Raw genomic sequence first — 16107 nt, forward strand, 5'->3', positions numbered from 1 at the left:
GGTGAATTCTCCGTTCTTCACATCAATTAACAAGGAGGCTGGGCGGCCTTCTCGCGGCACACTGGTATCCCACCAGGACTTCCCATGTTCTTGCTTCCCGCCCTCCTGTTCCTGCAGGCCCAGGCCCCGGCGACCGGGCCCCAGCCGACGCCTCCGGATCCGGTTCCGCCGGCCCGCATCGAGATGACCACGCCCTTCCCGGTGCACCTGGGCAGCGTGGGTCCCCGGGAGCTCCGGGAGGCGGTCTATGGCATCAAGAGCACGCACGACCGTCCCTTCCGCTTCCGTCTGCTGGACCTGTCCCTGGGGTTGACCCTCGACGAGGGCCAGTTCACCGGGCCCCTGCAACCCGGCGAGGTCCGCATGGTCAAGGTGCGGGTGGACCCGACGGGCATGGAGGGCTTCGTCCGGGGCGCGGTGCGGCTGGGGACGGATGATCCGACGCAGCCCAACTACATCCTCCGCTACGACATGACCGTGCGGCCCGAAGTGGCCGTGGACGCCGAACGCAAGAGCCTGGGGGAGGTGGCCCCCCACGAGAGCCCCGAGCTCCGGTTCCGGTTCACGCGGGAAGGCGGCGATCCGCTCAAGCTCGTCCTGGCCGGCGAACTGCCCGCGCACCTGGAGGCTGAGCTGATCCACGAAGGCCCCGTGGCGGACCTGCGGGTCACCCTGCGCCCGGCGCGTCTCAAGCCCGGCGCCATGGCCGGCCTGGACGTGCTCAAGGTGGCGACCAACGGGCCCCGGCAGCCGCTCTTCACCCTGTACCTCGACTGGCGTCTCGCGGTCCCCGTGATCGCCCAGCCCTCCCGGCTCGTGTTCAGCGACCTGAAGACTACCCTGCTGGGGTTGGAGCTCACGGCCCGGGACGGCCGGCCCTTCCGCATCCGCAAGGCGGAGATCCAGGGCCGGGGCTTCGAGCTCCTCGACCGGCCCACGGCGGAATCCAGCCGGCACACGATCCGGGTCCGCCGGACGGGCTCGACGCCGGAGGCGATGCTGGTGCTCGAGTGTTCCAACCAGGAGGATCCCCTCAAGGTGCCCCTGCGCTTCCTCGATCCGAAGGCGCGACCTCCCAGGAACGGCCGCCCCGCGCCGCCCCCCGCGGACGAAGGGCACCACCATCACTAGTGCACCTCGCCTGAAACACCTGGATCAATGGGCTGGTGGCGAGGTGCACTTCCCCCGGCCAACGCGTGCGTTGGCCGGGATCTAGGGTCATCGGGGCATGGCCCCACTGGCGCCCTTGCGCGCAGACGCGCCAGGGCTGTCACCCCGCTGGGGGCACTGGCGTGCCCCCAGACCCCCGCCACGTGGTGCCCACCTGCGCGGCGTCGGGTCCACCCATTTCGCGCGGGCACCTCCAGCTGCTCCGCGAGGCCGTCACAGCCCGGCCTCGCCGGCCTGCTAAGCTGACTCGCCCCTGGAGGTGATTGATGGTCCTCGTTGCCGTTCTGCTCATCGTGATTGGCGTGCTGGCGTGGAGGTGGAAGACGAAGGTCGGCTTCCCCCTGTCCTCGCGCCTGGTCATCGTGCAGTGGCTGGGGCTGGGGCTGGGTGTGGTGGTCCTCCTGGCCTCCATGGCCGTGGTGGTGCCTCCGGGCCAGGCGGGCATCCAGATCCTGTTCGGCAAGGTGAACGACGCGCCCCTGCCTTCGGGGCTGCACTTCATCAACCCCTTCGCCCAGGTGGTGGAGATGGAGGTGCGCACCAAGAACTACACCATGTCGAACGTGGCCGACGAGGGGCAGCGCAAGGGCGACGATTCCATCGCCGTGATCAGCAGCGACGGCCTCACGGTCAAGCTGGATGCCACCGTCTTCTACTCTCTCCAGCAGGCCCGCCTGCCGGAGATCTATCGCACCATCGGGCCCGACGTGGAGGAGCGCATCGTGCGCAGCGAGATCCGCGCGAGCCTGCGTGATGCGGCTGCCGCCCTGACCGCGACCGAGCTCTACACGTCCAAGCGGCAGGCCTTCATCGAGCAGGTGAGCAAGGCCCTCAAGGCGGCCTTCGAGAAGCGGGGCATCACGCTGGAGCAGATGCTGCTTCGCAACGTCATCCTGCCGGACCAGATCACCAAGGCCATCAACGACAAGATCGCCGCGGACCAGGATGCCCAGAAGATGGCCTTCGTGCTGCAGAAGGAGAAGCAGGAGGCGGAGCGCAAGCGCATCGAGGCCGAGGGCCAGGCCCGCGCCCAGCAGATCGTGAGCCAGAGCCTGACGCCCCAGATCATCGAGAACAACCGCATCCAGGCCCTGCGCGAGATCGGCGCCAAGGGCAACCTGATCATCACCCCCATGGGCGGTGCGACGCCCATGATCCAGGTGCCCGCCAGAAAGTAGCGACCCCCGCCCGCGTTGACGACTCAGAGGCTGTCGGGCGGCGGCTTCACGGGGCGGCCAGCGACCGGTTTCCGCAGGTCCAGCACCACCTTGATGACCTGCCCCTCACGCAGGACGTCAAAGACGACCTCCTCCGGGGGCGGCTCAGCCTCGACCATGGCCAGGTATTCCAGGAAGGCCTTGAACTGGCCCGCGCTGGTGAGGGGCTCACCCTGGAATGCCAGCAGGATGTCCCCCATGGCGATGAGCTGGCCGTCCTTGTCGAGCTTGAGGGGCCTGAGACCCGCCCTGGCTGCGGAGGTGTCCGCGTCCACCCCCGATACCACCAGACCCCGCTTGATGCCAAAGACCTGATCGGCATCGAAGGGCGTCAAGGTGGTGAAGCCCATGTGAACGGTCTCAATCTGCCCCTTGGCGATGAGCCTTGGAACGATGTTGTTCAGGGTGTCGACGGGGAGGGCGAAGCCGACACCCACGGAGCCCTCGGACCGGGTGGCGACGATGGCGGTGTTCATGCCGATGAGCCGCCCACTTGTGTCCAGGAGGGGGCCGCCGGAATTGCCCGGATTGATGGCGGCGTCGGTCTGGATGGAGTTGGTGGTCCGGGTGTTGTAGCCCGTCGAGATCTCCCGGCCCAGGGCGGAGATGACCCCCTTGGTCAGGGAGTGGTCGAGGCCGAAGGGATTGCCGATGGCCAGGACGGTCTGGCCCACCTGCAGGTTGGACCGCTGGCCGAGGGGGATGGGGCGCATGGCTTCAAGGGGCGCGAAGGCCTGGATGACCGCGATGTCATAGGCAAAGCTCTTGCCGATGACCCGCCCCTTGTAGGCCTTGCCATTGGCCAAGGTGATCTCGACTTCCGTCACGTCCGCGAAGAGCTTCCCGTCGACTTCGGCGCTGATCACGTGGCGGTTGGTGACAATGTGTCCCCATTCATCCCAGATGAAGCCCGTGCCGCTGCCCGTGGGGATCTTGGGTGGTCCTTTGGGATCGGGGTTGGGGAGAAAGGCCGAGATGTAGACCACGCTCGGTTTGGCCTCCTTGAATCGCCGGATGGTGTTCCTTTCCTCTGAGTTCAAGGGCGCGCGGGGAGCGACCGGGCGGGGCTTGGCGTGGGCCCGGAACCGCTGGATGGTGGTGTCCTCCGTCGGGGGCGCGACCCTGGGCCGGGTCTGGGCGGTCAGGATCGGGACCAGCAGGGTGAGCAGAGCGACGCGGATCATGGGGGCTCCCGGGACGATTATGGGGTCTCGGGACGGCGGCGCCTCCTCCACGCTCCCCCGGATCTGAGGTACCTTGGAGAATCCCCTTTCCGGAACCCTCCATGGCCGGCCCTCCCGATCCGTCCCCGCCGCGCCGACCCTCCCTGGCCGTCCTCCTTCCGTTGGCGGTCCTGCTGCTGTCGGGGATCGGTACCGCCTGGATGCTGCATCGCAGGGGCTTCGGCCGGTCGGTGCAGGTCCTGCTCATCCGCTCTGAAGGCGCCGACCAGGACGGCCTCGACCCCGACTTCCGCTCCGCCTTCCGGGATCTGGTGGAATACGACCTGGAGACGCTGGCGCCAGTGTCCCTCACGCATCTGTCCTACGCGCCCGGGCCGGAGCACCTGAAGCGTCTTCCGGATGCGGCCCTGGTGCTGGAATTGAGGCCGCGACGCGAAGGCCTCCAACTGGCCCTGACCCTCCGGGCGGCCCGGGTGGATGCCCTGCGGTCCCGCGGCGGCTCAGCCTGGCGGGTCCTGGAGATCTCCGCCCGGTCGCCCCGTGAGGCCTTCGCGGCGCTGCGGGAGGAACTCCCCTTCCGCTTGGCACGGGAAGCCGGCGGGGGGGGCCTGATCCCCGGTGAGCCGGAGACCTTCTGGTCCCTTCTGCAGGCCATGGCCTGGCACCGGCAGAACGCCCGCCTGGGGGCGGCCATGGAACTGGCGAAGCGGGTCACGGATTCGGAGCCCCACTGCGCCACGGCCTGGATGACCCGGGGGGACCTGCTCTACCGCCAGCTTCTGATCGATCCCCAGGGCCACCCGCAGGGGCAGGCCGAGGCTGAGCGCTACTTCCGCACGGCCCTCGACCTGTCCCCCAGCCATCCCCACTGCGGGTACCTGCTTGCCCAGCTGAAGATCGACGCGGGGGACCAGCGCGAGGCCCTCTACGTGCTCCAGCAGAGCCTCCGGTCCCATCCCCTGGATCCCACCCTCTACACGGGGCTGGCCTATGCGGCGCGCTGCGCGGGCCTGCTGGGCCTGGCCGAGAAGGCCCTGGCCCGGCGGGACCAGCTGGTCTTCGCGGATCTCGAACCAAACGCCACCGAGAACGCCTACCTCTACAGCGGTGACCTGGAGCGCTTCGAGGGTGGACTCAACGAACACCCGGGGGATCCGCGCAACGCCGTGGTCCGCTTCTACCGGGGCTACGTGGCTCTGATGCGGGGCGACCGGACGCTGGCCCGGTACTGGTTCGCCCAGGCCCAGGCCCTGCCGGAAGGGTTCGCCCAGTTCCACCAGCTGGCCAGCATCTATGAAGCCGTGGCCGAAGGGCGGGCGAGCCTGGCCGCCGAGCGGCTGCGCCGCCTCGAGGAGGCCCGGGTGGGGCTCCGGGTGCCGGATGGGGAATTCACCTTCAAGATGGCCGAGGCCTGTGCCCTGACGGGGGACCTGCACGGAGCCATGGTGCATGCCGACCGGGCCTTCAGCCAGGGCTTCGGCTGCACCCGTTGGTACCAGGAGAGTCCCTTCCTGGCCCCCATCCGGGGCACGGCCCGGTGGAACGCGCTGATCCAGCACCTGGAGGAACGGCAGCGGCTCCTGCAAGCGCACTTCTCTCCGGCCCAGTTTGGGATCTAAGCTGGGGATGATGGCAAAGCTGACCTCCCGATCCCCTCGCTCCAACCTCCTGCTGGGCATCGCCTTCGCGCTGCTTCTGGTGGCTGGGAGCGGGCTGGCCTGGCTGTTGGCCCTGCAGGGGGTCCGCTCCCCCCTGAGGGTCGTGCTCATCACCCCCGCAGCCTCGGAGAGCTCCGGCCTGGAGGCCGCGCAGAGCCGGGCCGTGGCGGCGCTGATCCAGGATCACCTGGAGCACCATGGCCGCTTTGCGATCACCAGCGTGACGGAGCTCCCGGCGGACCTCGGTCCCTTCTGCGGACAATCCCAGACCCTGCTGATCCAGTCAGAGACCCGCCGCGTGGGGGAGGACCTGGACCTCTCCTACCGCTATGTCTGGGGCAGGCAGCTGGTCCGGGGCCAGGCGGTGGCCTGGGCGTCCCGCAAGGCGGAGCCCAGGCCGCCGGCCCAGGCCTTCGAGGCCTTCCTCAAGACCTTTCCGCGGAAGGTTCACCCCGCCGCCGTGGATCTCATCCCCAAGAAGGTCCCGGTGTTCTGGGATCTGGTGAAGTCCGGAGCCTGGCGCCTGCAGAACCAGCACCTGGAGGAGGCGATGAAGCTCGCGGAGCGGGCCACCCGCCAGGAGCCCACCTGCGCCAGCGCATGGATCCTACTCGGAAACCTGCGCTACCGCGCGCTGCTCAACAGCCCCGCGGCCTTCCGGCAGGAGCAGGCCGATACGGAAGCTTATCTCCAGCGGGGACTGGCCCTGGCACCGGACCATCCCCGTGGGACCTTCCTGCTCTCCCTGCTGAAGGCGGACAGCGGCAACCAGCAGGAGGCCCTGGACCTGCTGCTGCGGGCCCGGCGGAAGCAGCCGCACAATCCGACCCTCCTGACCGGAATCACCTATGCAGCGCGCGGGGCGGGACTGCTGCCCCTGGCGCGGAGGGCCATGGATCTGCGCGACAGCCTGGCCTTCGCCCAGCTGCAGCCACAGGCCGTGGACATCACCTGCCTCTACACGGGAGAGATCCCGCGCTTCGAGGCCAGCCTCCAGGAGCAGCCGGGGCACCTTCGGAGCACCTCGGGCGTACTGCCCTTCTACCGGGGCTACCTGGCCCTGACCCGGGGGGACCACGCCCTGGCCCAGCGTGAGTTCCGCTCCGCCGCCGAGCTGGCCAACGGGTATCCGAACATCATGCGCCTAAGCGAGATCTACGGGCTGATCCTCGAGGGGCGGAAGGACGAGGCGTGGAAGAAGCTCCGCGAGTACGACCAGGAGCGCATCGGCATGCGGGAGCCGGACGGGGAGTTCACCATCCGGTTGGCCGAGGCCTATGCCCTCATGGGCGACCGCGCCAGCGCCATGGAGATGGCTGGCCGGGCCTTCGCCCGCGGGTTCGGGTGCACCACCTGGTACGAGCGGAGCCCGATGCTGGAACCCCTCCGTGGCCTGCCGAAATGGAAGGCCCTCATGCAGCACCTTCAGGAGCGGCAGGCGCTCATGGACGAGCGGTTCCCCATCGGCCTACTGGAGGAGAACTGACCCCGGGTAAACCACCCCTTCGGATGCATGGGAAGCCCCGGTAGACTGGCCCTTCATGGGGGTTCCATGTCCACGCTCACCGCCACCGAGACCGCCACCCACGCGCCCGAGGGGTACAGCCCCGTGCACAAGGTGCGGTTCATCACCGCCGCCAGCCTCTTCGATGGCCACGATGCCAGCATCAACATCATGCGGCGGATCCTCCAGGCCACGGGCTGCGAGGTCATCCACCTGGGCCACAACCGCTCCGTCCAGGACATCGTGGATACCGCCATCCAGGAGGACGCCCAGGGCATCGCCGTCTCCAGCTACCAGGGGGGGCACGTCGAGTTCTTCAAGTACATGGTGGAGCTGCTGCGGGAGCGCGGGGCCGGCCACATCCAGGTCTTCGGCGGCGGGGGCGGGGTCATCGTCCCCGACGAGATCCGCGAGCTGGAGGCCTACGGCGTCGCCCGGATCTACAGCCCCGAGGACGGCCGCCAGATGGGCCTGCAGGGCATGATCGACGACATGGTCGAACGCTGCGATTTCGATCCTCGCGAAAAGCCCGCGGCGCTGCCCTTGGCCCGGAAGATCACCGAGATTGAGCTCGGCGCCGTTGGCACGGCCGAAAAGCAGGCCAGGAAGATCCCCGTCCTCGGCATCACCGGTACGGGAGGTGCCGGGAAATCATCCCTGGTCGACGAGCTGCTGCGCCGCTTCCTGGTCGATTTCCCCGAAAACCGCGTCGCGGTTCTGAGCGTCGATCCCACCAAGCGAAAAACGGGCGGCGCCTTGCTGGGCGACCGCATTCGCATGAATGCGCTCTACCATCCGGAACTCCGCGACCGCGTCTTCATGCGTAGCCTGGCCACCCGCAGCGCCGCCCACCGGGCCACCAGCGAGGCCCTGCTGGCCAGCATCGCCGCCGCCAAGGCCGAGGGCTTCGACCTGGTGATCGTGGAGACCGCGGGCATCGGCCAGAGCGACAGCGAGATCGCGGACATGGCAGACCTGGCCATGTACGTGATGACGCCGGAATACGGCGCCGCCAGTCAGCTCGAGAAGATCGACATGCTGGATTTCGCCGACATCGTCGTGCTGAACAAGGCCGACAAGCGGGGCGCCGAGGATGCCCTGCGGGACGTGCGCAAGCAGTACCAGCGGGCCCACAAGCGCTTCAGCCAGGCGCCCGAGGAGATGCCGGTCTATGCCACCTGCGCCTCCCAGTTCAACGACCCCGCCACCAACTGGCTCTACGTGAACCTGGTCCGGGCCCTGGCCCTCAAGACCGGTGTCGGCTGGGAACCCCGGCTGCAGGCCGAGGCCGGCAGCCCCCGGCGGGCCGCCATCATCCCGCCCGAGCGGGTGCGCTACCTGGCGGAGATCGCCGATGCCGTGCAGGCCTACAAGGCCTGGGCCCGGCGCCAGGCGGAGACCGCCGAAGTGGCCCACTCCCTGTGGGTGAGCCTGCGGACCCTGGGGGATCGGGTGCCCCCCGCCGCCGCCTTCTACGACGCCGCCCACCTCGTGGAGGCCGTCGAAGGCGAGCAGGGCGCCGCCGTCCTCCTGCTCCGCCAGCGCTACCAGGAGCACCTGGGCGAGTTGCACGGCGAGAGCCGCCGCCTGCTGCACGACTGGGCCGGCCTGCGGAAGAACTACACCGATCCCGAGAACGTCTATGTCGTGCGGGGGCGCGAGATCCGCACCGCCAACTACACGCAGTCCCTCAGCGGCACGCTGGTGCCCAAGGTGGCGCTGCCCGCCTACTCGGGCTGGGGCGACATCCTCCGCTGGCAGCTGCTGGAGAACCTGCCGGGCCGCTTCCCCTTCACAGCCGGCTCCTTCGAGTACAAGCGGGCCGGCGAGGACCCCACCCGCATGTTCGCGGGTGAGGGCACGCCGGAGCGGACCAACAAGCGCTTCCACTATGTGAGCAAGGGCCAGCCCGCCGTGCGCCTGAGCACGGCCTTCGACAGCGTGACCCTCTATGGCGAGGACCCCCACGTGCGCCCCGACATCTACGGCAAGGTGGGCAACAGCGGCGTCTCGATCTGCACCGTGGACGACGCGAAGAAGCTCTACTCCGGCTTCGACCTGCTCTGCCCCACCACCAGCGTGAGCATGACCATCAACGGCCCCGCGCCCACGATGCTGGCCTTCTTCCTCAATGCTGCCATCGACCAGCGGGCCGAGCAGTGGCTGAAGGAGCATGGCCAGATGGAAGCCGCCCAGGCGAAGGTCGATACCCTGTACGCGTCGAAGGGCATGGCCCGCCCCCGGTACGAGGGCGGGCTCCCCGAGGGCAACGATGGGCTAGGGCTCGCCCTGCTGGGCGTGACTTCGGACGAGCTCCTGCCGCCAGAGGTCTACGCCAGGCTGCGGGCCGAGGCCCTGCAGTCCGTGCGGGGCACGGTGCAGGCCGACATCCTCAAGGAGGACCAGGCCCAGAACACCTGCATCTTCAGCGCGGAGTTCAGCCTCAAGGTGATGGGCGACATCCAGGAGCGTTTCATCGAGGAGAAGGTGCGCAACTTCTACTCCGTGAGCATCAGCGGGTACCACATCGCCGAGGCCGGCGCGAACCCCATCTCCCAGCTGGCCTTCACCCTGGCCAACGGCTTCACCTTCGTGGAGTACTACCTCTCGCGGGGCATGGACATCGACGACTTCGCGCCGAACCTGTCCTTCTTCTTCAGCAACGGCCTGGACGCCGAGTACAGCGTCATCGGCCGCGTGGCCCGGCGCATCTGGTCCCTGGCCATGCGGGAGAAGTACGGGGCCAATGACCGCAGCCAGAAGCTGAAGTACCACATCCAGACTTCGGGCCGGTCGCTGCACGCCCAGGAGATCGATTTCAATGACATACGTACGACGCTGCAAGCGTTGTACGCCATCTACGACAACTGCAATAGCCTCCACACGAATGCCTATGACGAGGCCATCACCACGCCCACGGAGGAGAGCGTCCGCCGGGCCATCGCCATCCAGCTCATCATCAACCGCGAGCTGGGCGGCGCGAAGAACGAGAACCCCCTGCAGGGCGCCTTCATCATCGAGCAGCTCACGGAGCTGGTGGAGGAGGCGGTCCTCGCCGAGTTCCGGCGCATCGCCGACCGCGGGGGCGTGCTGGGCGCCATGGAGACCATGTACCAGCGGGGCAAGATCCAGGAAGAGTCCATGCAGTACGAGCACCTCAAGCACAGCGGGGAGCTGCCCATCGTGGGCGTGAACACCTTCCTGAATCCGGCGCCGGCCGAGATGGGCGCCATCGAGCTCATCCGCAGCAGCGAGGATGAGAAGGCCCAGCAGATCCGCAACCTGGAGGCCTTCCACCGCCGCAACGCTGGGCGGGCCCCGGCGGCCCTGGCCGCCCTCAAAGAGGTCGCCCGCAGCGGCGGCAACCTCTTCGAGGCCCTGCTGGACACCGCCAAGATCTGCAGCCTCGGCCAGATCAGCCAGGCCCTCTACGAAGTGGGCGGGCAGTACCGACGGAACATGTAAGGTGGCCCTTGCCTGATCAGCTCCCATCCCTCGAAGGCACCACCCTCTCGGGCCGCGCCCTCTGCTTTCCGAGGGATCTGCCGGCGGCGGGCGTCGTCCTGGTGATCGGCTTCACTCATGGCGCTCGGCATGATGTGGGCGCCTGGAAGGCTGCGCTTGCGGGGCGCGGCATCGCCTTCCTCAGCCTTCCGACCGCTGAGAGGGACACGGCACCCGAATCGATGGCTGGTGTGGCAGAGGCCATGCGGGCGCATGTCCCGAGCGGTGCCTGGGATCAGGTGGTGCAGGTCCATCGGGGCGGGGAGGCCTTAAAGAAGGTATTCGGTTGGCAGGTCGATGTTTTTGCCAAGCTGCTTCGAGTGACACGCGAGGGCGACGTGCTGGCGCGTCACGACGAAGGCTCCTTCAGCGAGGATGCCCTGGCGGCCTTCCTGGGGTGATCGGTCCTCAGGCCTTATCATGGAAGCTCCATGCTTCGCTCCGTCCTGGTCCTTCCCCTCTTCGCCCTGACCCTCGCTGCCGGGACGCCACGGGTGCCGGTGAAGCCTGGCGTCACCTACCTCTACACCTACTACGACCCGCAGGGCCGCCTGGTGATCAACAACCTGCCACCCGCCTACATGAAGGGACAGGGGCTGGTGCTGAAGCACGTGGGCGTGGGCAAGGTGCGCCTCGCGGTGACGCCCGCGGAGATGGCCAGGGCCCTCAAGAGCCCCGAGCTCATCGCCCTGGTGGACGAGATCGCCCAGCGCGAGGGCGTGGACACGCACCTGGCCCGGGCCATCATCCAGGCGGAGAGCGCCTTCAACTACAAGGCCCGCTCCCGGGTCGGGGCCCTGGGCCTCATGCAGCTGATGCCCTCCACGGCCGAGCGCTTCGGGGTGCTGGATCCCTTCGATCCCCGCCAGAACATCCAGGGCGGCGTGAAATACCTGAAGTGGCTCCACGACTACTATTCCGGCGACCTCATCCGGGTGGTGGCTGCCTACAACGCCGGCGAGGGTGCCGTGAACAAGCACAAGGGCATCCCCCCCTTCCGCGAGACCCGGGCCTACGTGCCCAAGGTGCTGGACCTCTACCACCGCAAGGCCGTACAGCCGGATCCCAAGCTGGCGGGGAGCATGACCCTGCTGCAGAAGGGCCGGGGCGGCTTCAAGGTGGAGGAGGAGAAGACCGTCCCCGAGCCCACGGCGCAGCAGCGCGCCGCCACCCGCATCTACCAGTGGACGGACGCCAACGGCCGCATCCAGATCAGCGACCAGCCGCCGCCCAAGGGCACGGCGGGCGTGAAGCCCTTCGGCGCGCCCTGACGCTACTTCTTCTTCAGGCCCTCGACAATGGCCTCCAGGGCCGCAAGGGAAGCCAGGAAAGTGCCCTCCAGCCGTCCAGGCAGGTCCGGGCCCGCGCTGCTGGAGCCCTCCCGGCCCAGGGCCTCCAGCTCGGCCGCCAGGGTGCGCAGGGCGTTGGCGCCCAGGGCGCCGGAGCCGCCCTTCAGGGCATGGCCCGCACGGGACAGTTCCTCGGCATTCCCCTCGGCGATGGCCGTGAGGATGTCCTGGATGCGGCGGGGCGTGTCCTCCCGGAAGATGGCGACCATTTCGGAGAGCAGGCCATGGCCGCCGTCGTCCAGTTCCACCAGGTTCTGGATGGTGGTCATGTCCAGCAGGTCCGACGCGCTCATGGAGAACTCCCAGGTCCCATGCTGAGGCAGGTGGCCCCGTTCGTCCAAGGGGGATGGCGGTAGGCTGGAGGGATGGATGACCTGACTGCCATGACCCCGGCCGAAACGGCCCTCTCCCTGCTGTTCCGCAAGCTGCACCCCCACCTGGAGGACGCGGCCCATGCCCTGGCCCGGGGAGCCGCCCGCCGGGAGCTGGAGCGCCTGCACCTCAAGCTGATCACGGCCCGGCTGAAGACCGTCGAGCTGCTGGAGGCCGAGGCTGAGGCCCTGCCGGAAGACTCGCCCTTGGCCGAGCTCCTGGAGACCCTGTCCGCCAACCTGACACCCGTGGGGGAGAGCTACCGCCAGGCCTTGACCCTCACGCAGCTCTGTCTGGAGGAGGCCCCGGCGGACCTGCTGCCCCACGCCCCAGAGGGCTGCGTGGCGACCTCCTCCTGGGGCCCGCGCATGACGGACTTCCTCGCACACCTGAAGGATCCCGCCTTCCAGGCTCATCACCGCTGGGAAGCCGTCGAGGAAGACATCGGCGAAACCGAGGAAGGTTAATTTTCGATATTGAAATTGAATCCGCCTGGTAAATAAAATTCAAAATATGCCGATACCCATTAAACTGGGAGGCGTTCGTCATTGGCCTGGCCCCAGGGACCTGCCCGGCCCCGGAGTGTGTCTCGCGAATCATCAGGAGATCCCATGCGCTCTTTCCTTTTCGCCTTGGTGGCCGGTTCCCTGCTGTTCAGCCAGGGGGTACCCCAATCCGCGCCGAAGGTGGATCCGGGCCTGGCACCCTATGTGCCCACCCAGGCCATCACGACCACGGTGGAGAGCATCGGTGCCGATTCCCTTACGGATGTCTGGGAAGAGTGGAGGGCCGGGTTCAAGGCCCTGCAGCCCGGGGCCCAGTTCAAGGTCAACCACGGCCTCTCCACGGCGGCCGTAAAGGCCTTCATGGAGAATGCCTCTCCCATGATCCACATGGCCCGGGAACTCACCCTGGACGAGCACAAGGCCTTCGAGAAGAAGTTCGGCTACGCCCCCACCAAGGTGGTGGCCTGCTACGACGCGTTCATCGTCTTCGTCAACGCGGGCAATCCCATAAAGGACATCGGCATGGACCAGCTGGATGCGGCCTATTCCACCACCCGCAACGGCGGCTACAAGTCCGATTCCACCGTGGAAACCTGGGGCGACCTGGGCGTCCGGGGATCGGACTACGCCAGGCGGCCCATCCACGCCTACATGCGCGCCGAGGGCACGGCCTCGCGGACGACCATCCAGGATCTCGTGCTCTTGAAGGGCAAGTACAAGCCCACGGTCAAGGACGCGGTGGACTGGCCCAGCATCGCGGAAGCGGTGATGACGGACGCCTCGGGCCTCGGCATCGGCACCCTGTCCAACTGGCTGTCCCGCAACAAGACCCTGGCGGTGGCGCCCCTCCAGGTCAAGGAACCCGTGCCGCCCACCCAGGAGAATGTGGTGTCCGGCAAGTACCCCCTGTCCCGCACGTACTACTTCTACGTGAACCGCGCCCCGGGCGCCCAGCTCTCCCCGGCCGTGGCGGAGTTCCTGTCCTTCGTACTCTCGCGGCAGGGGCAGAACGCCGTGGCCCTGGCCTCCCTCTTCCCCTTGCCACCCGACATCGCGCAGTTGAACCGGAAGCGCCTGCGCGCCAACTGAGGTCCCAGGCCGTCGAACGGAAAGGGCGCGGGTTTCCCGCACCCTTTTTGGGCCTGTCCCGGAAAAGATCCGGCCCCGTTCGACCCCCGATCCCTGTCATTCGAGCCCCCGGAACTGCCACCGGGGGAAGGGGCCCCACCAGGGAGGCCTGGATCGCATCTCCTGGTGTGGACGGATGATCCGCCCCAGCCACCAGGAGATCCCCATGACCATCCACCCCCTCCGATTCGCCGCCCTCGCCTTGGCCCTGCTCGCCATCGGCACGGCGCTCTCCGCCCAGGGCTTCGGCCCCGGCCATGGCCGTGGACTGCGGGGCCTGAACCTCAGCGAAACCCAGCAGACCCAGGTGAAGGCCATCCACGACAAGCACCAGGCCGCCTTCAAGGCCAAGGGAGAGACGGCCCGGGCCGCCCACAAGGCTCTGTTCGAGGCCATGCAGAACGCGGCCATGGACGCGGCGGCGCTGAAGACCCTCCATGACAAGGCCTCCGCCGCCCAGTTCGACCTGCTGCTGGAGCATCGGGCCGCGCGGCAGGAGATCCTGCCCCTGCTCACGGCCGAGCAGAAGGCCAAGTTCGAGAAGACCCCCATGGGCATGGGCCCCCGGGGCGGACGCGGGCGTGGCCCAGGGTTCAGCGGCCCGAGGCATGGGGGACCGGCTCCCGAAGGCCCCGATGCGCCTCCCGTGAAGCCGTCCTGATGTCGCTATCCTGAGGCAGCATGCGCGCTTCTGCGGTATTCCAGGCCACCTGGCAGCGGACGCGGCGCCCCCGGACCTGGGGCGCCGCGCTCCTGTTCGGGCTGGTGTGGAATGGGACTCGGCTCCTGATGGGCCTGCCCGAACCCGGGCTCATCGAGGCGCTCACGCCCCCGCTCTGGGTGGCGCTCTTTCTCGTGCTGGCGCCACTGCCCTGGCAGTGGACCGGCGACGAGGCCCCCATGGCCAGCGCCCCGCGTGGCGCGGCCCAGGCCCTGCCCTGGATGGCGGCCCTCACCCTGGGCGTCCTGCTGCTCCTGGGCGCCGCGGGGAGCCCGCCGCCGGGCCGTGGCCCGGGTCCCGGTGCCATGGAGCGGGGCGCCTCCCGCCGAAACCTGGACCGCCCGGAAGCCCCGAGGCGGATGCACCTCCATCCGCGCCTCTGGATCCTGGGCGTGGCGCACCTCTCCTTCGGTCTGCTGCTGGGTTGGATCCTGGCGGATCGCGAGCGGGCCGAACACCAGGAGGCCGCGGCGCGCCGGGCCGCCGACGAGGCCCAGGCCCGCGTGCTCCAGGGCCAGATGAACCCGCACGTGCTGTTCAACGCCATCAGTGGATTGACCGAGCTGGTGCGGGAGGATCCCGTCGCGGCGGAGGCCGCCCTGGTGAACCTCTCCGACCTGCTGCGGGCCCTGCTGGAGCACGGATCCCGCCTGCGGGCGCCCTTGCGCGACGAGCGCCGGCTGGTCGAGCTGCACCTGTCCCTGGAGCGCCTCCGTCTGGGCCACCGCCTGCGCGAAAGCTGGGACTGGCCCGAGGCCCTGGATTCGCTCGAGATCCCGCCCCTCATGATCCAGCCCCTGGTGGAGAACGCCCTGAAGCATGGCGTGGCCCTGGCCGTGGGCGGCGGCGAGCTGAAGGTGCAGGTGCGCCGCGAGGAGGATCAGCTCTTCATCTGCGTGGCGAACACGGGGCCGGCCCCGGCAGAGATGGAAGGGCGGGGCCTGGGACTGCGCAACCTGCGGGAACGCCTGGACCTGCTGGGGGCCCCCGCCGATGCGCTCCAGCTCCGGCGCGACGGCGACTGGACCGTGGCCGAGCTGCGCCTGGTGGTGAAGGCATGAGCCTGCGCGTGCTCGTGGCGGAGGACGAGCCCTTCAACCGGAAGCGCCTCACGCGATTGCTGCGCGAAGCGGGCTGCGAGGTGGTGGCCGAGCTGGAGGACGGCCCCGCCGTGCTGGACTGGCTGGCCCGCGGCGAGGCCGTGGACGCCCTCTTCCTGGACATCCAGATGCCCGGGCTCACCGGCCTCGACGTGGTCGCGGACCTGCCGCGCCCCTTCCCGGTGGTCTTCGTCACGGCCTATGCCGAACATGCCGTGCGGGCCTTCGAGCAGGCCGTCACGGACTACCTGCTGAAGCCGGTGACGGCGGAGCGCCTGGCCACCACCCTGCAGCGCCTGCGCGCGCGCCTCGAGGCGGCCACCGGGCGCGAAGCCGCCGCACGACCAGCCGGGCCCTTCCGTTTCCCCGTGAAGGCGGGCGAGGGTGTGGTGCTGGTGGACCTGGCCAGGACCACCCACTTCGTCTTCGAGGACGAGGCCGTGTGGGCCTTCGCCGGTGAGCGCCTGCGCACCACCTGGAAGACCCTGGCGGAAGCGGAAGCTGCCCTGGGCACCCGCGTGGTCCGCGGCCACCGGCACCTGCTTCTCCGCCCCGAGGCCATCGTGGGCGTGCGCGCGGGGGATTCAGGCCGCCTGCGCGTCAGGCTGGCGGGCGGGGCTGAGCTGGAAGTGAGCCGCGGAGCGGCACCAGGACTCAAGGCCAGGCTGGGGCTGGGCTGATCGGGATGGGAGGC

At 68.8% G+C, this 16107-nt stretch carries 14 protein-coding genes; 12 read left to right on the plus strand and 2 right to left on the minus strand.

Translation table 11 applies throughout. The features are described 5' to 3' along the window. Window positions 1-84: 84 nt before the first annotated feature. Window positions 85-1131: a hypothetical protein gene (locus tag QOZ81_RS00595; protein WP_291203184.1), complete on the plus strand. Its 1047-nt coding sequence runs from the start codon at window positions 85-87 to the stop codon at window positions 1129-1131. A gap of 305 nt (window positions 1132-1436) precedes the next feature. Beyond that, window positions 1437-2348, plus strand: coding sequence for a prohibitin family protein (locus QOZ81_RS00600; RefSeq protein WP_291203181.1), 912 nt, complete (start codon window positions 1437-1439; stop codon window positions 2346-2348). Window positions 2349-2371: 23 nt separating this feature from the next. Here QOZ81_RS00600 and QOZ81_RS00605 read toward each other — a convergent pair whose 3' ends face one another. Continuing rightward, entirely contained in the window at window positions 2372-3571 is a 1200-nt protein-coding gene (locus QOZ81_RS00605) for a S1C family serine protease (RefSeq protein ID WP_291203178.1), read from the minus strand. Between the two features lie 101 nt (window positions 3572-3672). Here QOZ81_RS00605 and QOZ81_RS00610 point away from each other — a divergent pair, with 101 nt between their 5' ends. The 5 genes from QOZ81_RS00610 (at window position 3673) to QOZ81_RS00630 (ending at window position 11508) form a co-directional block, all read left to right on the plus strand. After that, window positions 3673-5190, plus strand: a complete 1518-nt coding sequence (locus QOZ81_RS00610) for a tetratricopeptide repeat protein (RefSeq protein WP_291203175.1) — start codon at window positions 3673-3675, stop codon at window positions 5188-5190. Window positions 5191-5200: 10 nt separating this feature from the next. Next, window positions 5201-6715 (plus strand): hypothetical protein, encoded by a 1515-nt coding sequence (locus QOZ81_RS00615; protein ID WP_291203172.1) that lies wholly within the window; start codon window positions 5201-5203, stop codon window positions 6713-6715. Window positions 6716-6781: 66 nt separating this feature from the next. Next, entirely contained in the window at window positions 6782-10198 is a 3417-nt protein-coding gene (locus tag QOZ81_RS00620; protein ID WP_291203169.1) for a methylmalonyl-CoA mutase family protein, read from the plus strand. Between the two features lie 8 nt (window positions 10199-10206). Next, entirely contained in the window at window positions 10207-10638 is a 432-nt protein-coding gene (locus QOZ81_RS00625; RefSeq protein WP_291203166.1) for a hypothetical protein, read from the plus strand. A 30-nt stretch (window positions 10639-10668) separates the two neighbouring features. Beyond that, window positions 10669-11508: a transglycosylase SLT domain-containing protein gene (locus QOZ81_RS00630; protein ID WP_291203162.1), complete on the plus strand. Its 840-nt coding sequence runs from the start codon at window positions 10669-10671 to the stop codon at window positions 11506-11508. A gap of 2 nt (window positions 11509-11510) precedes the next feature. On the opposite strand, the gene QOZ81_RS00635 is transcribed toward QOZ81_RS00630, so the two are convergent. Continuing rightward, a complete protein-coding gene (locus QOZ81_RS00635) occupies window positions 11511-11879 on the minus strand; it encodes an Hpt domain-containing protein (protein WP_291203159.1) in 369 nt (122 codons plus the stop codon). 72 nt (window positions 11880-11951) lie between these two features. Here QOZ81_RS00635 and QOZ81_RS00640 point away from each other — a divergent pair, with 72 nt between their 5' ends. From QOZ81_RS00640 to QOZ81_RS00660, 5 genes are all read left to right on the plus strand, one after another. Continuing rightward, entirely contained in the window at window positions 11952-12425 is a 474-nt protein-coding gene (locus tag QOZ81_RS00640) for a hypothetical protein (protein WP_291203156.1), read from the plus strand. 144 nt (window positions 12426-12569) lie between these two features. Further along, entirely contained in the window at window positions 12570-13553 is a 984-nt protein-coding gene (locus QOZ81_RS00645) for a PstS family phosphate ABC transporter substrate-binding protein (RefSeq protein ID WP_291203153.1), read from the plus strand. A gap of 205 nt (window positions 13554-13758) precedes the next feature. Next, entirely contained in the window at window positions 13759-14253 is a 495-nt protein-coding gene (locus QOZ81_RS00650; protein ID WP_291203151.1) for a Spy/CpxP family protein refolding chaperone, read from the plus strand. Between the two features lie 20 nt (window positions 14254-14273). Next, on the plus strand, window positions 14274-15374 hold the full coding sequence (locus QOZ81_RS00655) for a sensor histidine kinase (RefSeq protein WP_291203148.1): 1101 nt from the start codon (window positions 14274-14276) through the stop codon (window positions 15372-15374). Next, complete coding sequence (locus QOZ81_RS00660; protein WP_291203145.1) at window positions 15371-16093, plus strand: LytR/AlgR family response regulator transcription factor; 723 nt, start codon at window positions 15371-15373, stop codon at window positions 16091-16093. The genes QOZ81_RS00655 and QOZ81_RS00660 overlap by 4 nt, the downstream gene beginning before the upstream one ends. The last annotated feature ends 14 nt before the right edge of the window (window positions 16094-16107 follow it).

The organism is Geothrix sp., assembly GCF_030219325.1.
Taxonomy (GTDB): Bacteria; Acidobacteriota; Holophagae; order Holophagales; family Holophagaceae; genus Geothrix.